Raw genomic sequence first — 20,154 nt, forward strand, 5'->3', positions numbered from 1 at the left:
TTCGTAAGGCGCCATTAAAAAGCGTCCGAAAATGGTTGAACATTTATCTCATTTTGCTATAATGAAAGACAAATTCAAATAAAAAAGGTTGGGCGCAAGCTTTCAAGGATCAAGTTCTTCAAGGGGTGAGAAGAACAGTTGTTGAAAGTAGCTCGATTACCAGACAGATATCGTTAGAGGTAGCTGCTTTCAATGAACTTGAAAGGCAGTTACCTCTTTTTTTTTATCGAAAGGATGTGAACGATTTGTTAGAAATTTTGGAACAGATTCGTAAAGCGGAAGAAAAAAATGAACAACAGATGCAAGTTTTGCGTACTGAGATGCAACAGTTAACAAAGAAAAAAGAAGATGAGATTCACGTGATTGAGGAAAGAAAAAGACAAGAATTGACTCAACTTCTTTCAGAGAAAAAACAAATCAAAGAAGCAACACTTCAGACCAAACAAAAACAGTTAGATGAGGAAATCCAACAGGTTCAACAAACACTAGCTGAACAATATGCCGAACATCAAGAACATGCAATAGATCTAATTATTGAAAGGGTGAAAGAATATGTCCGTCACTAAGATGGAAAAAGTCACACTCATTTCAGATCAGAAGAACCAAGAAGCTGTTTTACAAGCTATCCAAGGAATTCAACAAGTTGAATTCCGCAATTTATTTCAAGAAACGACTAATAATCATTGGGTCGATACCTACTTTCCACAGACCAAAACTTTTACTGAGAATACGAGTCAACATGAATTAGAACAACGGTTACAATCAATTCGTGAAGCGGTTCAATTTATTGAGCATCATGGTCATTCTCAACAAAAGCTGGTTCATTTAAAACGAACGGAACTTTCTTTGCATGAATTAGAAGCTGCTTATTCAGAAGCTGATTTTTTGAAAAAATTACAAGAAATCTTGGAATTAAAAAAACAGTGGCAGAAGCTAAGTGAACGACGTAAAGAACTAACGGAAGAAGAGGAATATCTTTCAAATTGGCAATACTTGGATGTGATTCCTGCAACTTTTCATAGTCAAAAGACAGTTCTAGTTTTGGGAAGTATGGGAACAACTAGTTTGGAGCCTTTTCAAACAGCTGTAGCACAATTACCTGTTTATTTGGAAGAGATTTATTCTACACCAAAATCTGTTTACTTGGCGTATATTACTTTGCAAGACGCAGCAGAACAGGTAGCAGAACTTGCAGGTCGGCATGGCTTAACGGTGTGTAATTATCCCTATGATGAAGTGCCAAGCAAAGCTTTAACCAAAATCAAACAGCAATTGCTAGAAGTGCAAACTAACCAAAAGGAACTAGCTGCCAAGATTGGTTTGTATCGTGAAAAGATTCGTGAATTTGAATGGGTGGAAGAAGTGACCTTAGCGCTGATTGAACGTGAAAGAGTCAAGCAACAATTTGTGCGTTCAAAGCAACTGATTGTTTTACAAGGCTGGATTGGAATAGATACAAAGGAAGATTTGATGACAGCTTTAGCAGAAAAACTTCCAGCTTCGGCTGTTCATGTTCAATTTGAGTCACCAACAGTCGAAGAAATTCAAATGGAAGTACCAACAAAATTAACCAATCATCCACTAGTCGAGCCATTTGAATTACTAACAGAGATGTATAGTTTACCAAAATACGAAGAAGTTGATCCAACGCCATGGTTCATGCCGTTTTATCTTGTCTTTTTCGGTATGATGGTTGCAGATGTTGGGTATGGGTTATTGTTATTGATTGGTTCGATCTTATTACAAAAATGGGTCACTTTACCACGTGGACTTACAAGATTTGTTAAGTTTTTTGAGATTTTATCTATCCCAACGATTATCTGGGGCTTGATTTACAGTTCATTTTTCGGCATGGCGTTACCAAAAACAATCTTTGGTCTACCACTACCATTTCCTATTTTATCAACAACAGAAGATGTTAATACGATTTTGATTTTATCAGTTATTTTTGGTTTGATTCAAATCTTAGTTGGTCTATTTGTTTCAGCAAAAGAAAACTTGAAGAGAAAAGCGTACTTAAATGCGATTAGCGAAGGATTTGCATGGCAAGGTATCTTAATCGGAATTGTCTTAGCTGTAGTCGGAGCAGTTGTGTTAAAACAAAAACAATTTTTGTATCTTGGAGGCAGTATTGCGATTTTATCGGCGCTTTGTATTGTGATTATTCCAATCATTCAGTCTACTTCGAAAGCGAAAGGGGCTGCCAAGGGCGTATACAATCTATACGGATTAACGAGTTATATCGGTGACCTAGTTAGTTATACTCGTTTGATGGCACTTGGGATTTCTGGTGGAAGTATCGCCGCCGCGTTTAATATGTTGGTAGCATTTATGCCACCAGTAGCGCGATTTAGTGCAGGTTTGTTTTTGATTGTTCTCTTACATGCATTAAATCTATTCTTAACATTATTGAGTGCATATGTTCATGGTGCTCGGTTACAATATGTCGAATTTTTTGGCAAGTTTTATACAGGTGGTGGGCGAGCATTTCAACCACTTAAAACCGCAGAAAAATATGTCAACATCAATCATCGAAAACAAAAAAAGTGAATAATGGAGGAGTTTTAACAAATGATGGATTACTTAATTACAAATAACGGTGGAATTGTTTTTGCAGTATTAGCGATGGGCGTGGCTACGATTTTTTCAGGAATTGGTTCAGCTAAAGGTGTGGGAATGACTGGTGAAGCAGCAGCAGCACTGACAACTAGCCAACCAGAAAAATTTGGTCAGGCACTGATTTTACAATTGTTACCAGGAACGCAAGGACTCTACGGCTTCGTAATTGCTTTCTTGATTTTCATCAACTTGAGTGGCGACCTATCTGTTGTTCAAGGAATGAGCTATCTAGGTGCATCTTTACCAATTGCATTTACAGGATTATTTTCTGGTATTGCACAAGGTAAAGTGGCGGCAGCAGGTATTCAAATTTTAGCGAAAAAACCGGAACATGCAACGAAAGGAATTATTTTTGCTGCGATGGTTGAAACCTATGCGATTTTAGGCTTCGTGATTTCTTTCTTATTAGTTTTAAACGCGTAAACGTAAAGGAGGAGAATCAATGGATGCCATTGAACAAATCATTAAGCAAATAAATGAAGACGCAGCAAATGAACGTGCTGCTTTTGAGACAGCTGAACGTAAAAAGATTGAGCAAGTGTTCAAACAAAAATCAGAACAAGTAACGACTACTTTTCAGCAACAAGAGCGTAAGCAACTCGAGTCATTAGAGCGACACTATCGTCAATTAGAAAATCGTCAGCAAGTCGAAGCTCGACAAGATATGCTAAATCAAAAACAAGCTTTTTTAGATAAGTTATTTGATGAAGCAATTGAGAAAATGGAAGCGTGGAAACCACAAGATGTTCTCGCATTTGTACAGACAGCTTTAAGTCCATTGGCATTAAAAGGAGAAGTAATCTTTCGCGTAGGTGAAAAATCGGCAGATATTTTTACGGAAGAGCAAATAAAAGATTTCTCTCAAAAACTGTCCTTTACATTAGTTAAAGATCCAAAGGTAATCCCAAATGAAGCTGGTTTTGTCTTGGACAGTAAAGGAATTCAATACAATTTTTTGTTTAGTCGGTTAGTGACGGAGTTAAGAGGCTCGATGGGGTATGAGCTAGCACAACAATTGTTTACTTAAGGAGGGGAACGATGAACTATCACGAATTAAATCCTTTGATTCGCGGGAGAGAGCTTGAATTATTGACGAATGAAGATTTTGAGCGTTTGATTCAAGCCCCTTCAATCGACGCATTTGGCGAACAATTGAAAACGACGATTTATCAACCTTATGTTTATGAGGGATTTGAATACGAATTGGAACAAAACTTAGCAAAGGAACAAAGTGAATTGTTTGCATGGCTAAAGGAACGAGTTCCTGAACCAGAGATTCTTTGGATTTATACGATGCGCTTTACTTTCCATAACTTGAAAGTTTTAACCAAGGCAGAGCTAACAGGCAAAAATCTGGATCAGTTATTTATTGATGACGGCTTCTATTCATTAGATATGATGAAAGAAGCGATTCGAACACAAGATTCTGTTGAACTACCGGAGACATTACTTGCCAGTATCCGTGAAGTGTTTGATTATTTTGAAGGGGCAACTATTTTACAGGGAATTGATGTGATTTATGATCGTCATTTTCTAAAAGAACAGCGCCGACTTGGCGAGAAACTCGGGTACAAGGAACTGTTAACGGAAATCATTGCATTGATTGATCTCACAAATATTATAACGATGGCACGTGGACTGAGTCAAAATCGAACGAAAGGATTTATGACAACTGTTCTTTCAAGTGCGGGTGGCATAGAAAAGGAAATCTTTTTGTCTTTTGTTGGTCAAGAATTAGAAGCATATACTCGCTTTTTATTAACAACTGATTATGCAGAAATTATTCGCCCTGCACTAAAAGAAACAGAAATTGATCTAATTACTTTGGAACGTTTGAAGGATGATTACCTTTCCTCCCTTTATCAAGAGGCGCAAACACAGGCTTTTGGTCCATTACCATTACTTGCTTTTTTAAATGCAAAAGAAGTAGAAGGAAAAAATTTGCGTTTGTTAGCAGTTGGTAAACGTAGCCAATTTAGTACAGAACAAATCAGAGAGCGGGTGAGGACAGTCTATGGGACATAAAATTGGTGTAATTGGTGACAAGGCATCTGTCTTACCTTTTCAGTTAGTTGGTTTTGATGTTCACTTTGAAACAAATCCACAGAATGTACGACGACTCGTGGAGCAAATGGCAAAAGATGGCTATGGTGTAATCTATGTCACAGAACAATGTGCGACTTCCATCCCAGAAGTAATTGCTCGCTACCAAGAACAACTGATACCAGCAATCGTATTGATTCCTAATTATCAAGGAACAGAGAAGATTGGATTAACTGAAATTCAAAACAATGTTGAAAAAGCCGTAGGTCAAAATATTTTATAGTAGGGAAAAGGAGCGAATGATTTGCAAATTGGAAGAATTATCAAAGTGTCTGGACCACTTGTTATGGCTGAAAATATGAGTGATGCTAGCATTCAAGATATGTGTTTAGTAGGAGAACTTGGGGTTATTGGCGAAATCATTGAAATGCGTGGTGATGTCGCTTCAATCCAAGTTTATGAAGAAACATCAGGAATTGGACCAGGTGAACCAGTACGTTCAACGGGCGAAGCACTGTCTGTTGAACTGGGACCAGGAATTATTTCTCAAATGTTTGATGGTATCCAGCGCCCGTTGGATACCTTCATGGAAATCACCCAAAGTAATTTTTTAGGTCGGGGTGTACAACTACCAGCTTTAGATCATGAGAAAAAATGGTGGTTTGAAGCAACAGCTGAGGTAGGAGAGTTTGTCGTTGCGGGGGATGTAATTGGAACTGTGGCTGAAACGAAAGTAATCCAACATAAAATCATGGTTCCAAATGGAATCAGTGGGAAAATCAGCCAATTAGCGTCAGGAAATTTCACGATTGATGAAGCTGTATGTGTTCTTGAAACTGAACAAGGAAGTCAAGAATTAACGATGATGCAAAAATGGCCAGTGAGACGAAGTCGACCAATTAAGGAAAAACGCAACCCAGAAGCGCCTATGATTACTGGACAACGAGTGATTGATACTTTCTTCCCAGTGACAAAGGGAGGAGCAGCAGCTGTTCCCGGACCATTTGGAGCTGGAAAAACAGTTGTGCAGCATCAAATTGCTAAATGGGCAGATGTTGATATGGTTGTTTATGTTGGTTGTGGCGAGCGTGGAAACGAGATGACGGATGTCTTAAATGAATTTCCTGAATTGATTGATCCAAATACTGGTGAATCCATCATGGAACGTACAGTTTTAATTGCAAACACATCAAATATGCCAGTTGCGGCACGAGAAGCGTCGATTTATACAGGCATTACAATTGCTGAGTATTTCCGTGATATGGGGTATGATGTGGCAATCATGGCAGATTCTACTTCTCGTTGGGCGGAAGCTTTACGAGAAATGAGTGGTAGATTGGAAGAAATGCCGGGAGACGAGGGGTATCCAGCTTATCTGGGCTCGCGTTTAGCAGAATATTATGAGCGGTCAGGGCGAGTAATGACTCTTGGTTCAGTGCCCCGAGAAGGTAGCATTACAGCTATCAGTGCCGTTTCTCCTTCAGGTGGAGATATTTCTGAGCCTGTGACACAGAATACATTGCGTGTGGTGAAAGTTTTCTGGGGGTTAGATGCTAACCTAGCACAACGTCGTCATTTTCCATCAATCAACTGGATGCAAAGTTATTCTTTGTATTCGACGGAAGTTGGTCAATATTTGGATCAAGTATTGCAAGCAGACTGGTCAAAAATGGTTACAGAAGGCATGCGTATATTAAAAGAGGAAGAACAATTAAATGAAATCGTTCGTTTAGTTGGGATTGATTCACTTTCTGATAATGATCGTTTGACTTTGGAAGTTGCAAAGTCAATTCGAGAAGACTATCTTCAGCAAAATGCTTTTGATGATGTTGATACATTTACTTCAAGAGAAAAACAGTTCAAAATGTTGCAACTGATTTTAACGTTTGGACAAGAAGCGCGTCGTGCGCTGTCTGTAGGTTCATATTTAACTGAAATCATGGAAGGAACGGTTGTCCTTCGTGACCGAATTGCACGAAGTAAATATATACCAGAAACTGAAATCCAACAGCTTGATGTACTATTGGTTGAAACGAAAGAAACAATCCAAAAAATCATTGTGGAAGGAGGAATGACTGTTGATTAAAGAATACCAAACGATTGGTGAAGTAGTTGGTCCTTTGATGGCGGTAGAAAAAGTAGCAGGTGTAAAGTACGAAGAGCTGATTGAAGTTCGTATGCAAAATGGTGAAATTCGCCGAGGACAAGTGTTAGAAGTTCAAGAAGACAAAGCAATGGTTCAGATTTTTGAAGGAACTAGTGGTATTAATCTGCGAGATTCTGCTGTACGATTTCTTGGGCATCCGTTAGAACTTGGTGTTTCTGAAGACATGATTGGCAGAGTCTTTGATGGTCTAGGTCGCCCGAAAGATCATGGTCCAGAAATTTTGGCAGAGAAAAAAGTCGATATTAATGGGGAAGTTATCAATCCAGTTGCACGAGATTATCCCGATGAATTTATTCAAACTGGTATTTCAGCAATCGATCATTTGAATACGTTAGTAAGAGGACAAAAATTACCTGTATTCTCTGGTTCAGGACTCCCACATAAAGAATTGGCCGCTCAAATTGCTCGACAAGCAACGGTGCTGAATGAAGCGGAAGATTTTGCTGTCGTCTTTGCCGCAATTGGGATTACATTTGAGGAAGCAGAATTTTTCATGGAAGACTTTCGTCAAACGGGTGCAATTGATCGAAGTGTCATGTTTATGAATCTGGCTAACGATCCTGCAATTGAGCGGATCGCTACACCACGAATGGCATTGACAGCAGCAGAGTATTTAGCTTATGAAAAAGGGATGCATGTCTTGGTCATTATGACAGACATGACCAATTATGCGGAAGCTTTGCGCGAAATTTCTGCGGCACGACGAGAGGTTCCAGGACGTCGTGGCTATCCAGGGTATCTATACACGAATCTAGCAACGTTATTTGAACGTGCTGGTCGAATTCGTGGCGTAAAGGGTTCTGTCACTCAGATTCCGATTTTGACGATGCCAGAAGATGACAAAACGCATCCGATTCCTGATTTGACAGGTTATATCACAGAAGGGCAGATTATTTTATCACGAGAATTGTATAAGAGTGGGATTCAGCCGCCGATTGATGTGTTACCTTCCTTATCTCGACTAAAGGATAAAGGAACGGGTGCCGGCAAAACAAGGGTCGATCACGCAGCTACGATGAATCAATTATTTGCAGCTTATGCGCAAGGAAAGCAAGCGAAAGAACTTGCAATCGTATTAGGTGAGTCGGCGTTGTCTGATGTGGATAAAATCTATGCAAAATTTGCGAACCGTTTTGAAGAAGAGTACATCAATCAAGGATTTACCACGAATCGCTCAATTTTTGAAACCCTTGACCTAGGTTGGGAATTACTTTCGATGTTACCAAGGACAGAGTTAAAGCGAATCAAAGAAGAGTTGCTAGAGGAATATTTACCTGAAAAGGAAGTGCGCTAATGGCAAGACTAACGGTGAATCCAACGCGTATGGAGTTTACTCGTTTAAAAAAACAGTTAACAACGGCTACTCGTGGACACAAATTACTGAAAGATAAGCAAGATGAATTGATGCGTCAGTTTATTCTACTCGTTCGCAAAAATCATCAGCTTCGTCAAGAAATGGAAGCTGAGTTACAGGCTGCCATGGCAAATGTGGTTCTTGCGAATGCATCAATCAATGAAGCCTTCATTGAAGAATTGTTTGTGCTACCTGCCGAAACGATGGAATTAGCAGTGACTGAAAAAAATATTATGAGCGTCAAGGTACCTGTGATGAACTTTCAATATGATGACCGACTGGGAGAAGCGCCGTTAGAATATGGCTATTTAAACTCCAATGCAGAACTAGATCAAGCAATTGAACAATTTACGAGTGTGTTGCCTAAACTGTTGGCATTAACGGAAATCGAAAAAACGTGTCAGTTGATGGCAAGCGAAATTGAAAAAACACGACGAAGAGTAAATGCTTTAGAGTATATGACGATTCCTCAGTTGGAAGAAACGATTTATTACATTCAAATGAAACTCGAAGAAAATGAACGTGCAGAAGTTACTCGTTTAATCAAAATCAAGGATATGGGAAGTAGCCATTCATAGTAGCTACAATTCCGCGTAAGCGAAAAAAGAGAGTTGATGAAAATCAAGTCTCTTTTTCTCAAAAATGGACTAGCACAAGACGAACAGGAAGGCAGTGAACTTGCTTGAAGACACGATTGATTCAACTTTTTCAAAAATTATCAGCGGTACAATTATTAGCTTTCGGTTTTTTTGCGCTGATTTTTACTGGAGGAAGCTTATTATCCCTGCCATTTTTTAGTCGAAGTGGGGAGGCAACCAACTATCTGGATGCGCTGTTTACAGCGACATCGGCGATTTGTGTTACCGGACTAACTACTTTAAATACTGTCGAACATTGGAATGGTTTGGGACAACTGGTTTTGCTGATTTTAATTGAAATTGGTGGATTAGGCTTTATGATGGTGCCAATTTTATATTTCACGCTTGCTCGAAAAAAGATTAGTTTGAGTACACGTATTGTGTTAAAAGAAGCGTTGAATTTAGAAAAAATGGCTGGTGTAACCGATTTGATGCTTTATATTTTTAAGTTTGCTTTAGTAATCCAGCTAGTAGGTGCCGTGGCATTATCGATCGTGTTTGTTCCTGAATTTGGTTGGATTAAGGGAAGCTGGTATGGTATTTTTCATGCTATTTCTAGTTTTTGTAATGCTGGATTTGATTTGTTAGGCGAGAGCCTGGTTGCACATCAAGAAAATAATTATTTATTACTCGTGATTTCAATATTGATTATTGCTGGTGGATTAGGGTTCATTGTTTGGCGTGACTTGTTGACCTTTCATCAAACGAAAAAAATCAGTTTACACTCAAAAATTGCTTTAAGTATGACGAGTATTTTGTTAGTAGGTAGTTTTTTCGTTTTTCTTTTTACGGAAAAAAATGGATCAAACTTTTTACAAGGCAATTTTAGTAATCGGATAGTTAATACATTCTTTTTAAGCGTGACACCTCGAACGGCAGGTTATTCGTCGATTGATTATTCTAAGATGAGCCATGCTGGTTTGATCCTAACCATGTTTTTGATGTACATCGGTGGAACTTCTGGTTCAACTGCGGGGGGACTTAAAACAACCACTTTGGGTGTGTTGCTAGCGCAAATGCGTTCAATGTTTAAAGGGAGAACAAGAGCTGAAATTTTTGGACGTACGATACGACAACCAACTATTTTGCGTGCGTTGACTTTATTTTTTTTAACACTGACTCTTTGTGTGGTGGCAGTAATGATTTTATCAATTACAGAATATGTACCAGAAAAAATGGGGCTTGAATATATCGCATTTGAGGTCTTCTCTGCTTTTGGCACGGTTGGTTTGACAATGGGATTGACGCCAGATTTATCAGTTGTTGGGAAAATTTTGATTATGGCATTGATGTATACTGGGCGCGTTGGCGTGTTGACGATTGCTTTTTCATTGATGAAAAAAGTTCATCAGCAAGAAATAAAAATCAAATATCCAGAAGAAAGTGTGATGATTGGGTAAGTCAAATAAAAATAGTACTTTTTTGACGATACTCCAAACAAAAAAGAAACTGGGAAAAAATAAAAAAACCATCGTTCTTAACACATTTCAAAAAAAAACGCCTAAAATCAACGTTTTCAAAACGAATTTTAGGCGTTTTTTCTATCTAGGTTAGCTCTTTTTAAGTGAGTGGATTATCCACGAATAACTTCAATTTTATAACCATCAGGATCGATAACAAAGTAATAAGAAGGAGCAGTTCCCGGCAATCCTTTTAAGTCAGTTATATTTAAACCAGCAGCTTGGTGTTTCTCATGTAATGCTTCCAAGTCATCTGCAGCAATTGCAATATGGCCATAACCGTTTCCTAGATCATATGCTTCATGATCGTAGTTGTACGTTAATTCTAGTTCGTAATCATCTCCCGGCAAAGTTAAGTAAACAAGAGTGAACTTATTTTCTGGAAAATCACGACGGCGACTTTCTTCAAAGCCAAACGCAGTTTGATAAAATTCAAGAGATGCGTCAAGGTCTTTTACGCGGACGCAAGTGTGTGCCATTTTCATAAATAAAAACTTCCTTTCTTTTTTATTCATGATAGCAAAGAATAACAAGAAAAATAAATATTGGTGCTTGTTCATGAGAAAACTCTCATGTAAAATAAAAAGAAAAAGGTGGGAAAATGAATGGATTATCCAGTTTTTGGAGAAAAGAAACAGTCAGCCAGCTATCAAACACGCTATGCTGCATATATCATTGTAGAAAAAGAAACAGAAATAGCTTTGGTTGAGGCACCAAATGGCGCATTTTTCCTACCCGGCGGAGAAATTGAGGGACAAGAAACCAAAGAAGAAGCCATTGCTCGTGAGATGATTGAAGAACTTGGCATCACGGTAGTCATTGATTGTTTCTTAGGACAAGCAGATGAATATTTTTATTCCAACTACCGCGCGACCTATTATTACAACCCTGGTTATTTTTATGTTGCTAAAAGTTGGGAAAAAATTGGGGAGCCTACTGAAACAACAAACCGTATTTGGTGGGTAACTCCTGCGGATGCGATTGTGAAGCTGAAGAGAGGTAGCCATCAATGGGCGGTTAAAAAATGGCTAGAGGACAAATATAAAGTTGAACAAGAAATTGAAACAAAAAATTAAAATCGTAAGTACAGAATTAAGTTGTTTAAAACTTCAACGTCTATTTTAGAAGATTTACTTAACAGATGGTTATTAAACGTTTAGTTCTGGCTTGTGATTCATTGAGGAAAGTAAAAAAGTTGTGGCACAAAGGAGTTAACTTCAAGTAATAAGAACGTCGTTTCTAAAAACAACTTCACATAATTTTAGGAAGGGTAGATTTATTACTTGAAATTGCTTTAGGAACGCCATTTATTCAGCAAAAAAGGCTGTGACAATCCATTTGTCACAGCCCTTTTTGCTGATTCACCTTACTAATTTTTTGGGAATAGTAGTTGCTCAAATAAGTGATGCAGCTGGCTTAGTTTAGCACATATTTTTTGATTGCTTCAGCTACGCCGTGTTCTTCATTTGAAGCTGTTAGTGCGTTGGCTGCTTCTTTTACGATGGTTAAAGCATTTTCCATGGCTACTCCAAGACCAGCATATTCGATCATTGACAAATCATTTTCATTGTCGCCAATTGCCATGACTTCGTCTTGCTTGATGCCAAGATGTTGTGCTAAGTTTGCAACTGCGGCTCCTTTATTGGCTTCTTTATTCAAGACTTCAAAGTAAAAAGGTGCACTTTTAACCGTTGTATATTTATCACGAAATTCTTGAGGAAGACGCGCAATTGCTGCATCTAAGATTTCAGGTTCGTCGATCATCATCATTTTGACAATATTCATGTCAGGTGTCATTTCTTCAGGGGTACGATATTTCAACGGCATGTTTACAAGGCCAGACTCATGGACAGAGTAAGGGCTAATATCACGGTTTGGTGTGTAGATTGCTTTTTCATCAATTGAGTGTAAGTGGCTGCCAACTCGACGCGCCATCACTTCGATTTCTAAAAAGTCTTCGTGAGTCAATCCGTGACGCGCGATGATGTTTCCTGTTTTCGTTTGTTGAACTAAAGCACCATTATAAGTGATGACATAGTCTGTGTCTTTGAATAATTCTAATGCTTCGAGTTGTTCTCTGACACCAGGTAATGGACGACCCGTACATAAGACAATATTTACTCCTTGTTTGTCTGCTTGTTGAATTGCTTCTTTGACTTCCGTTGTTAATTCACGTTGATCATTTAACAACGTGCCATCGATGTCGATAGCGATTAATTTGATAGACATAATTTCCTCCAACATTTTTCTTACTTATTTTCAATTAGTGCGCCATTTTGAATGTGACTGGCAAATTCTTGATATGTTTCATCAAAGAGATCATAATGGTTTCTCAAAGTGGGATCAACCATTTCTTTTGGGAAGAAGAACCGTTCGTCACCTTGTTCTTGACCAGCTAAAGCAGCAACTAATTGGCTAACCTTGGATAATTCTATCAAAGTTCCGTCATTTCTCAAAATCTCAATTTGGGTACGATGTCGGTTTTGCTCTGGACGATAGAAATCATAAGGTAAATCATAACTAGAATTGATTGCGGTGTAGTACACAGGATTGTACCCCACTTTTTCAACTAATAGAGTGAGTTCTTCGATTAGTGGTGAGTTGCGATCACCGGAAAAAGTGGCAGATTTTAATGGTTTTCGATTTAAAAATCGTTTTGCTAAATCATTTAAAATCGGATCAGTTGCTTCTGTCCATTGTGTAAAATAAGTCCCTAATACGCCATCGTCAAGTTTCAAGTAATCATCTAACGTAAATGATTCAGCCAAGAAAGGAAGCAACAGTTGTGCATGCATTTCAAATGCAGCAGAGTCTTCCAAATAAAGTTCATGTGCCCGATGAAGTAGGTGTTCTAAAATGACTTCCATTCCACGAGAAACTGGATGGAAATAAACTTGAACGTACATTTGGTAACGACTAACAATGTAATCCTCCACAGCGTGCATCCCATTCATTGAAAAGGCGATACCACCTTCGTAGGGACGAATCACTCGTAAAATCCTAGTCAAATCAAAAGTTCCATATTCAGTCCCTGTGTAATAAGCATCTCTCAATAAATAATCCATACGATCGGCATCGATTTGACTAGAAATCATTTGAACAACCTGTGGATTGGGGTACGTTTTTTGAATCACACTTGCAACTTTTTCGGGAAAGCCATCTTCCACTCGATTCAAGATTTGATAAACTTCTGTTTCTGGTGAAGTAATGATTTCTACGGTAATTGCTTCATGATCCGTATGGAAAATATGTTCAAAAGTATGTGAGTAAGGACCGTGACCGACATCATGAAGAAGTGCCGCGCAAAGCGTAACTAATCGTTCTTTGTCATCCCAGCCATTTTCACCAATTTTTTCTTTCGAGTAGTTCCGTGAAAAGATATCACAAATTCGTCGGGAAATTTCATACACACCTAATGAATGTGTAAAGCGACTGTGTTCTGCACCATGAAAAGTAAATGAAGCTGTACCTAATTGCTTAATGCGTCGTAGTCGCTGGACTTCTTTTGAGTTGATTAAGTCCAAAATAACTTGATGCTGTACATGGACATAATTATGGACAGGATCACGAAATACCTTTTCAATAGGAAGAACTTGGTATTTATAAGGAATTGTCATACTGTTGCTCCTTTAAGATAGAATTTCTGTCAGCCATTCGTGCTAGCTGTGTTTCCCATTCATCTGCTGAAATATAGTTTTGTAACCAATCAGTGGAAGAAAGGGGAATGAGAGGCACAGATTGCCCCATAAGGTTTTGAAAAGCAGTTGCTAAGCGGATTTTAACCTCAGAGACGGTCAATTGTTGCTGTAAAAGGTCGCTAAGATTTGCCATTTTTTCTGGTTGGACAGCAGGATAGCCATCTATACCAAAAGCTTCTTTTAGTGAGACTTGATAAAAGCTTCGCATCAATTCGCCGCGTGCCTGTTGATTCCCATTGACGCTTAGATACATCATGACGGCAATCCCGTTTTTGATTCGGCGTTGTGCAATTCCAGCAAATTTTTTCCCAGAGATACTCAAATCATACGTTCCAGGACAATAGGAGTCAGAAATTTCAAAAGCTTCAATGGCTGCTTCAGGAAAAGCTTTTCTGGTCAAAGCTAACATTCGTTCGTAACCATCATCAATTGAAATTTTTTTATCATCTGTTTGTGGAAATAGCAAGGAAACATTCAAAATACCAGTATCAGAAACGATACCTAAGCCTCCTGAATTTCGTACGACAGGCGTATATCCCGCTTTGCGAATGGATTGAACACCTTCAGTAAAGAAAGGTGTGCGGGTATCTTTCATTCCAAAAATCACTGTTTTGTTATATTGCCAGAAATGAAGAAATGTTTGTTGCTGTTTCTTCGTTTCAGCGGTTAATAAATCGGTCAATGCAAAAGGGGAAAAGTCATTGCCTTGATAGATGTCTTGATCCAATAAAATAGGAGGATTCATTTCATCAACTCCTTGTTCAGTTAGTTCCCTTAGTTCTCTCCTAGTATACCTCAAAAACAGTCAGAAGTTTTTAGGTACGCTTCTTATTAGAAGAACTAACAGCGGCTAAAGAAGGGTGAAAAAAGCAAAAAGATAAAAAATATACAAGTTGGTTGACAAAATAGCAGAAACTGGGAACAATAAGCCTATGAGAAGTAAAGGAGAATGCGAGATGGATTTATCACAAGGAACACCGATTTCAATAAAACTACGTACAAAAGTGAAACAGCAAGGGGAAGTGCAAGACTTTTATTTTGATTTAACGGGTCAAATGGTAAAAATTGGTGATACGTTATACATACGGTATAAAGAAGTTCAAGAAGAAACAGGACAAGAAGTTCCGGTGACGATCAAAATCATTCCTGATGGTCATGTTCAGTTAATTCGTGCTGGGGAAATGCGAATGCGTCTAAAATTTGGCTATAAAGAACGTTTAGAAACAGCCTACAAGACACCTTACGGAATGATTTTAATTCAGACCTTTACCAACGAACTGCATGTTAGTTTAAAAGATCGACCGGCCTCAGGAAATATTGTGATTGCTTACGATCTATTTATGGGCGAAGAAAAACTAGGTGAATATCATTTGACCTTAGATTTTACAGCATAATTTAAAAGAAAAGTTTGATTTTTTATCGTTGATTTTGTATGATAAGGGATAGACTGTGAAAGGACGTGTCCTGATTGGAAATTAGTGTATTTGAAGGTGCAAACAAAAACGAATTATCAATGATCGAAGTTGCACATGCGATTTTAGAACAACATGGTGATGTGATGGATTTTTCTGATTTAGTTAATCAAATCCAAAACTATCTTGGCAAAACAGATGGAGATATTCGTGATTCATTAGCACAGTTTTATACTGACTTAAATATTGACGGCAGCTTTATTTCTTTAGGTGACAACCGTTGGGGCTTGCGCTCATGGTATGCAATTGATTCAATTGATGAAGAAGTAAATCATGGAATTGACGAAGAAGATGAAGATAAACCTCGTCGCCGCAAACGCAAAAAAGTGAATGCCTTTATCAATGATGATGAAGATGCAATCGACTATAACGATGATGATCCAGAAGATACTGACTTGTCTGATGAAGATGACGATGATCTATTTGAAGATGATGATGACGACGATGAAGAAATCGCGGCGTACAACTCTGATTTACAAGAAATCGGTGCGGATGACAATAGTGACGATGAAGAAGTATTACCAGGAAACATTGAAGAAGACTTGAGCATTATCGAAGACGATGACGACGATGATGATGAAGAGTATGACAATGAAGAATTTTCTGAAAAAACAGAGTAACGAATCTTTCGCTTGAAGAGCAATGCATTCTAATTGTAGAAATGTATAGAAAGATCAGGACCAACTAGCTGGGAAATGGCTGGTTGGTTTTTTTGTCGATGGTAAAAGAGAACAAACAGAGGCTGTGACAATACTTTTGTCACAGCCTCTGTTTCAATACATGATGTTTCAGACGCGACTTCCTCGAAAGTAAGTCGAAACTCCACAAGAAAAGGAGAAGCCAACTGCTTCTGTCATAACCTCTTCTTTTAAATATAGAAAGCAAAGATGTTTAAATTATGCTAAAATGGCTATTGAACGCGTCCTGAGGGAATCGAACCCCCGTCTCAAGAACCGGAATCTTACGTGATATCCACTACACTAAGGACGCAAGCACTGGCATAATTGTAACCAACCAAAAAATAATTTACAAGGGGATAAGGCAAAAAAATGAAATTTCAACAGAATTTTTCACAAAAACAACAACAAACGCAAAAATTGGCTATGACTCAGCAATTGCAGCAATCAATCCAAATCCTCCAATATAATAGTGAAGAATTATTAGCCTTTGTTGAAAATCAGGCGCTAGAAAATCCTTTGGTTGAAGTAGTCGAGCCTGAATGGCAACCGGACTACAAAAAAACAAGTAACAATTATGATGGAGAAGAGACAAGCTATCTTAATCAAATTCCTGATACAAAAGGCTCGTTGTTTGAATCATTGATCGATCAAGTACATTTGAATTATCGTGACACATTTTTACGTAAAATGATTTTATATTTGATTGAATACATTGATTTAAATGGTTTTTTGACAATTGATTTGGCCGATGCGTCCGAAGACACGGGTGCATCAGCAATCCAACTATTAGATGCATTGACGTTAATTCAACAACTAGAGCCGGCAGGTGTAGGTGCTAGAAATCTTCAAGAATGTCTGATGTTACAAACTGAAAGAGATGATTTTGCTCCAGCTTTAGCTTACATTGTTTTGGAAGAATGCTTTGATGAACTAGTCCAACGAAAATGGAAAGACATCGCACAAAAATTTTCAATCGAACTTAGTGAAGTTCAAAAAATATTTGATTATCTTCAAACTTTATCACCAAGTCCAGGTAGGATCTTTGACAACAGTAATGAACTGTATATCATTCCAGATGTGAAGGTTTTGGTTCATAGCAACAACGAAGTGCAGGTAGTTTCGAATCGAGCAAGTCAGCCGAATATTCGTTTTCAAGAAACCTATTTCAAACAAATGAATCAAAAAGCAGACAAAGAAACAGCTACGTATTTAAAAGAACGTAAGCAAGAATTTGATTGGCTAAAAAAAACAATGATGCAACGCGGTGATACTATTTTAAAAGTGGCACAAGTAATCGTTTCTCGCCAAAAAGAATTTTTCACCGATGTTAATCGACCAATCAAACCATTGACCTTAAAAGAAGTGGCTTCTGAAATCAATGTCCATGAATCAACTGTGAGTCGAGCTGTTCACGGAAAATATTTGGAAACAACTTTTGGCATTTTTGAACTTAAAAAGTTTTTTACAACCCGCATAGCAAATAACAATACGACTGGGTCGGAAGATTTATCCACAGAAATGGCAAAGAAAAAACTACAAGAGTTAGTTGATCTGGAAGATAAAGCAAAGCCATTATCGGATCAAAAGTTAGTCGAACTTCTAAAAAAAGAAGAAGTTGTGATTTCTAGAAGAACCGTTGCAAAATATCGAGATCTTTTAGGAATCCCGAGTTCATCAAAAAGAAAACGGTATGATAAATAAAAAAAAGAGGGCTAGTAAAAGTATTTTACTTTTCTAGTCTTTTTTAGTTGAAAAGTTAGGAAGAAACTGTTAGACTAACGCATGTGAGGTTGAGGTTTTCCTTTTCATAAAAAAGAAAGTAAAACAATCAATTTTATTTTTTTGTCGTACATGGGTCGTTTTGAGTCTACATTGGACGTTTATCGTCCAACTAAGGAGATCGCTATGCTAGATGAATTGAAAATGATTGAGTCCGTTGCACCAGATATTATCGAAGTTCTTCAAGAACGCTATAAAATTTTACGTAATATTTATTGGATGCAGCCGATTGGTCGACGTAGCTTATCTGAAAGTATGGGGATAACAGAGCGAGTTTTGCGAACAGAAACAGATCTTTTGAAAAATCTTCAACTAATCGATACGTCAAAAAGTGGCATGACGTTGACCACGAAAGGTGAGGAAGTTTATCAAAGTCTTGAAAACTTCATGGATCAGCTTTTAGGAATGCATCAGACAGAAAAAAAACTGGCTGAGTATTTTGGTAATCAACGTTGTATCGTTGTTTCGGGGAATAGTGACGCACAATCAAAAGTGACAGATGCTTTTGGTGAAGCTTTAAATGAATCCTTGAACTTATTACTTCCAGAAGGTGAAAATATCATTGCCGTAATGGGAGGAACCACAATGGCTGTGGTTGCTGAACAGTTGACGAATTTGGAAAACAAGAAACGACATAACTTGTTTGTTCCTGCAAGAGGGGGAATTGGTGAGGCGGTTACCGTACAAGCGAATTCAGTTAGTGCCAGAATGGCAGCTAACACAAATGGGGATCATCGGGCATTGTATGTTCCAGAGCAACTAAGTTTAGCTACCTACAATTCTTTACTCAATGAACCATCTATTCAAGAAGTGTTAAACTTGATAAGTCAGGCAAATTGTGTTATTCATAGTATTGGACGTGCGTTGCATATGGCAGCCCGCCGAAAAATGACTGAAGAAGAGTTAATCATGTTGAAGCAGGCGAATGCTGTAGCGGAATCCTTTGGTTATTTCTTTAACGAAAATGGAGAAGTTGTTTACAAGGTTCCAAGAATCGGCATCGAACTGAAAGATTTAACACAGGTACCAATCATCCTTGCGATTGCTGGCGGAAAAACAAAAGCCAAAGCAATCCGAGCGTATATGAAAAATGCACCAAAACAAACGTGGCTGATCACAGATGAGGCCGCAGCAAATGAGATTTTAAAAGGGGTAACCCTTTAAAATAAAAATTTTTTTGATTTTCATAAGGAGGAAATCTTAAATGACAGTTAAAGTAGGTATTAATGGTTTTGGACGTATCGGACGTCTAGCGTTCCGTCGTATCCAAGATGTAGATGGAATCGAAGTAGTAGCAATCAATGACTTAACAGATGCTAAAATGTTAGCACACTTGTTAAAATATGACACAACTCAAGGACGTTTCAACGGAACAGTTGAAGTTCATGAAGGTTCTTTCAACGTTAACGGTAAAGAAGTTAAAGTTTTAGCTAACCGTAACCCTGAAGAATTACCATGGGGCGAACTAGGCGTAGACATCGTTCTAGAATGTACTGGTTTCTTCACTTCTAAAGCAGCTGCTGAAAAACATTTAACAGCTGGTGCTAAACGTGTTGTTATCTCTGCTCCTGGTGGAGACGATGTTCCAACAATCGTTTATAACACTAACCACGAAACATTAACTGGTAAAGAAACAGTTATCTCAGGTGCTTCATGTACTACTAACTGTTTAGCTCCTATGGCTAAAACATTGAACGACAAATTTGGTGTTGTTGAAGGATTAATGACAACTATCCACGCTTACACAGGTGACCAAATGACTCTAGACGGACCACACCCTAAAGGTGACTTCCGCCGTGCACGCGCTGCTGCTGCAAACATCGTTCCTAACTCAACAGGTGCTGCTAAAGCTATTGGCTTAGTTATCCCTGAATTGAACGGTAAATTAGACGGAGCTGCTCAACGTGTTCCTGTTCCAACTGGTTCATTAACTGAATTAGTAACTGTTCTTAACGAAAAAGTAACAGTTGACGAAGTTAACGAAGCTATGAAAGAAGCTGCAAACGAATCTTACGGATACAACACTGACGAAATCGTTTCTTCAGATATCGTAGGTATGACTTTCGGTTCATTGTTTGATGCAACTCAAACTAAAGTAATGACAGTAGGCGACCAACAATTAGTTAAAACTGTTGCTTGGTACGACAACGAAATGTCTTACACTGCACAATTAGTACGTACTTTAGAATACTTCGCTAAACTATAAGAAACACGTACGAGTGTAAATTTAAACAAGTACACTTA

At 38.2% G+C, this 20,154-nt stretch carries 20 protein-coding genes, 1 tRNA gene and 1 other annotated feature; of the genes, 16 read left to right on the forward strand and 5 right to left on the reverse strand.

What is annotated here, in order from left to right; genetic code table 11:
- Positions 1-86: 86 nt before the first annotated feature.
- Positions 87-135: a sequence feature (sodium ion sensor (DUF1646 type); this cis-regulatory element may regulate processes involved in with the transportation of sodium ions), on the forward strand.
- A 110-nt stretch (positions 136-245) separates the two neighbouring features.
- The 10 genes from IGJ93_RS02830 to IGJ93_RS02875 all read left to right on the forward strand — a co-directional run bounded on the left by IGJ93_RS02830 (position 246) and on the right by IGJ93_RS02875 (position 10,221).
- Complete coding sequence (locus IGJ93_RS02830; RefSeq protein WP_067483714.1) at positions 246-566, forward strand: hypothetical protein; 321 nt, start codon at positions 246-248, stop codon at positions 564-566.
- On the forward strand, positions 553-2,550 hold the full coding sequence (locus IGJ93_RS02835; RefSeq protein WP_067483715.1) for a V-type ATP synthase subunit I: 1,998 nt from the start codon (positions 553-555) through the stop codon (positions 2,548-2,550). Before IGJ93_RS02830 ends, IGJ93_RS02835 begins: the two co-directional genes overlap by 14 nt.
- A gap of 21 nt (positions 2,551-2,571) precedes the next feature.
- Positions 2,572-3,042: a V-type ATP synthase subunit K gene (locus IGJ93_RS02840; protein ID WP_067483716.1), complete on the forward strand. Its 471-nt coding sequence runs from the start codon at positions 2,572-2,574 to the stop codon at positions 3,040-3,042.
- Between the two features lie 19 nt (positions 3,043-3,061).
- Complete coding sequence (locus IGJ93_RS02845; protein ID WP_067483717.1) at positions 3,062-3,646, forward strand: ATPase V; 585 nt, start codon at positions 3,062-3,064, stop codon at positions 3,644-3,646.
- A gap of 11 nt (positions 3,647-3,657) precedes the next feature.
- Complete coding sequence (locus IGJ93_RS02850; RefSeq protein ID WP_067483718.1) at positions 3,658-4,644, forward strand: V-type ATPase subunit; 987 nt, start codon at positions 3,658-3,660, stop codon at positions 4,642-4,644.
- The gene (locus IGJ93_RS02855; protein ID WP_067483720.1) at positions 4,634-4,945 is read left to right on the forward strand and encodes a V-type ATP synthase subunit F; all 312 of its coding nucleotides are present in this window, start codon (positions 4,634-4,636) and stop codon (positions 4,943-4,945) included. The genes IGJ93_RS02850 and IGJ93_RS02855 overlap by 11 nt, the downstream gene beginning before the upstream one ends.
- Before the next feature lie 21 nt (positions 4,946-4,966).
- Complete coding sequence (locus tag IGJ93_RS02860; RefSeq protein ID WP_067483722.1) at positions 4,967-6,748, forward strand: V-type ATP synthase subunit A; 1,782 nt, start codon at positions 4,967-4,969, stop codon at positions 6,746-6,748.
- Positions 6,741-8,123, forward strand: coding sequence for a V-type ATP synthase subunit B (locus IGJ93_RS02865; protein ID WP_067483724.1), 1,383 nt, complete (start codon positions 6,741-6,743; stop codon positions 8,121-8,123). Before IGJ93_RS02860 ends, IGJ93_RS02865 begins: the two co-directional genes overlap by 8 nt.
- Positions 8,123-8,761: a V-type ATP synthase subunit D gene (locus tag IGJ93_RS02870; protein WP_067483725.1), complete on the forward strand. Its 639-nt coding sequence runs from the start codon at positions 8,123-8,125 to the stop codon at positions 8,759-8,761. The genes IGJ93_RS02865 and IGJ93_RS02870 overlap by 1 nt, the downstream gene beginning before the upstream one ends.
- Before the next feature lie 104 nt (positions 8,762-8,865).
- Complete coding sequence (locus IGJ93_RS02875; RefSeq protein ID WP_067483726.1) at positions 8,866-10,221, forward strand: TrkH family potassium uptake protein; 1,356 nt, start codon at positions 8,866-8,868, stop codon at positions 10,219-10,221.
- 173 nt (positions 10,222-10,394) lie between these two features.
- Here the strand turns inward: IGJ93_RS02875 and gloA are convergent, their stop codons facing one another.
- Positions 10,395-10,766 carry a lactoylglutathione lyase gene (gene gloA, locus IGJ93_RS02880; protein ID WP_067484141.1) on the reverse strand — a complete coding sequence of 124 codons (372 nt, stop codon included), beginning with the start codon at positions 10,764-10,766 and terminating at the stop codon, positions 10,395-10,397.
- Between the two features lie 120 nt (positions 10,767-10,886).
- On the opposite strand from gloA, the gene IGJ93_RS02885 reads away from it, so the two are divergent.
- Positions 10,887-11,357: an NUDIX hydrolase gene (locus IGJ93_RS02885; protein ID WP_067483727.1), complete on the forward strand. Its 471-nt coding sequence runs from the start codon at positions 10,887-10,889 to the stop codon at positions 11,355-11,357.
- Between the two features lie 340 nt (positions 11,358-11,697).
- Here the strand turns inward: IGJ93_RS02885 and yidA are convergent, their stop codons facing one another.
- From yidA to IGJ93_RS02900, 3 genes are read right to left on the reverse strand one after another with little or no spacing between them, the layout of a single operon-like run.
- Positions 11,698-12,510: a sugar-phosphatase gene (gene yidA, locus IGJ93_RS02890; RefSeq protein ID WP_071868663.1), complete on the reverse strand. Its 813-nt coding sequence runs from the start codon at positions 12,508-12,510 to the stop codon at positions 11,698-11,700.
- A 20-nt stretch (positions 12,511-12,530) separates the two neighbouring features.
- Positions 12,531-13,898 (reverse strand): HD domain-containing protein, encoded by a 1,368-nt coding sequence (locus IGJ93_RS02895; protein WP_067483731.1) that lies wholly within the window; start codon positions 13,896-13,898, stop codon positions 12,531-12,533.
- Positions 13,882-14,724, reverse strand: coding sequence for a lipoate--protein ligase family protein (locus IGJ93_RS02900; protein WP_270345966.1), 843 nt, complete (start codon positions 14,722-14,724; stop codon positions 13,882-13,884). The genes IGJ93_RS02895 and IGJ93_RS02900 overlap by 17 nt, the downstream gene beginning before the upstream one ends.
- Positions 14,725-14,935: 211 nt before the next feature.
- On the opposite strand from IGJ93_RS02900, the gene IGJ93_RS02905 reads away from it, so the two are divergent.
- Positions 14,936-15,373, forward strand: a complete 438-nt coding sequence (locus IGJ93_RS02905) for a DUF1934 domain-containing protein (protein ID WP_067483735.1) — start codon at positions 14,936-14,938, stop codon at positions 15,371-15,373.
- Between the two features lie 74 nt (positions 15,374-15,447).
- The gene (gene rpoE, locus IGJ93_RS02910; RefSeq protein ID WP_067483737.1) at positions 15,448-16,071 is read left to right on the forward strand and encodes a DNA-directed RNA polymerase subunit delta; all 624 of its coding nucleotides are present in this window, start codon (positions 15,448-15,450) and stop codon (positions 16,069-16,071) included.
- A gap of 298 nt (positions 16,072-16,369) precedes the next feature.
- Here rpoE and IGJ93_RS02915 read toward each other — a convergent pair.
- A tRNA-Arg gene (locus IGJ93_RS02915) sits at positions 16,370-16,441 on the reverse strand.
- Positions 16,442-16,500: 59 nt separating this feature from the next.
- Between IGJ93_RS02915 and rpoN the strand changes: the two genes are divergently transcribed.
- The 3 genes from rpoN to gap all read left to right on the forward strand — a co-directional run bounded on the left by rpoN (position 16,501) and on the right by gap (position 20,116).
- Entirely contained in the window at positions 16,501-17,832 is a 1,332-nt protein-coding gene (rpoN, locus tag IGJ93_RS02920) for an RNA polymerase factor sigma-54 (protein ID WP_067483738.1), read from the forward strand.
- A 150-nt stretch (positions 17,833-17,982) separates the two neighbouring features.
- Complete coding sequence (locus IGJ93_RS02925) at positions 17,983-19,074, forward strand: sugar-binding transcriptional regulator (protein WP_176694879.1); 1,092 nt, start codon at positions 17,983-17,985, stop codon at positions 19,072-19,074.
- Positions 19,075-19,114: 40 nt separating this feature from the next.
- Complete coding sequence (gene gap, locus IGJ93_RS02930; protein ID WP_067483741.1) at positions 19,115-20,116, forward strand: type I glyceraldehyde-3-phosphate dehydrogenase; 1,002 nt, start codon at positions 19,115-19,117, stop codon at positions 20,114-20,116.
- The last annotated feature ends 38 nt before the right edge of the window (positions 20,117-20,154 follow it).

This window comes from Enterococcus sp. DIV0174, assembly GCF_050529065.1.
Classification (GTDB): Bacteria; Bacillota; Bacilli; order Lactobacillales; family Enterococcaceae; genus Enterococcus_B; species Enterococcus_B thailandicus.

Excerpts from the sequence above, each read along its gene's own strand:
- IGJ93_RS02835 (WP_067483715.1), top strand. The coding sequence starts at position 553 with ATGTCCGTCACTAAGATGGAAAAAGTCACACTCATTTCAGATCAGAAG.
- IGJ93_RS02840 (WP_067483716.1), top strand. The coding sequence starts at position 2,572 with ATGATGGATTACTTAATTACAAATAACGGTGGAATTGTTTTTGCAGTA.
- IGJ93_RS02845 (WP_067483717.1), top strand. The coding sequence starts at position 3,062 with ATGGATGCCATTGAACAAATCATTAAGCAAATAAATGAAGACGCAGCA.
- IGJ93_RS02850 (WP_067483718.1), top strand. The coding sequence starts at position 3,658 with ATGAACTATCACGAATTAAATCCTTTGATTCGCGGGAGAGAGCTTGAA.
- IGJ93_RS02855 (WP_067483720.1), top strand. The coding sequence starts at position 4,634 with ATGGGACATAAAATTGGTGTAATTGGTGACAAGGCATCTGTCTTACCT.
- IGJ93_RS02870 (WP_067483725.1), top strand. The coding sequence starts at position 8,123 with ATGGCAAGACTAACGGTGAATCCAACGCGTATGGAGTTTACTCGTTTA.
- gloA (WP_067484141.1), bottom strand. The coding sequence starts at position 10,766 with ATGAAAATGGCACACACTTGCGTCCGCGTAAAAGACCTTGACGCATCT.
- IGJ93_RS02885 (WP_067483727.1), top strand. The coding sequence starts at position 10,887 with ATGGATTATCCAGTTTTTGGAGAAAAGAAACAGTCAGCCAGCTATCAA.
- yidA (WP_071868663.1), bottom strand. The coding sequence starts at position 12,510 with ATGTCTATCAAATTAATCGCTATCGACATCGATGGCACGTTGTTAAAT.
- IGJ93_RS02895 (WP_067483731.1), bottom strand. The coding sequence starts at position 13,898 with ATGACAATTCCTTATAAATACCAAGTTCTTCCTATTGAAAAGGTATTT.
- IGJ93_RS02900 (WP_270345966.1), bottom strand. The coding sequence starts at position 14,724 with ATGAATCCTCCTATTTTATTGGATCAAGACATCTATCAAGGCAATGAC.
- IGJ93_RS02905 (WP_067483735.1), top strand. The coding sequence starts at position 14,936 with ATGGATTTATCACAAGGAACACCGATTTCAATAAAACTACGTACAAAA.
- rpoN (WP_067483738.1), top strand. The coding sequence starts at position 16,501 with ATGAAATTTCAACAGAATTTTTCACAAAAACAACAACAAACGCAAAAA.
- IGJ93_RS02925 (WP_176694879.1), top strand. The coding sequence starts at position 17,983 with ATGGGTCGTTTTGAGTCTACATTGGACGTTTATCGTCCAACTAAGGAG.
- gap (WP_067483741.1), top strand. The coding sequence starts at position 19,115 with ATGACAGTTAAAGTAGGTATTAATGGTTTTGGACGTATCGGACGTCTA.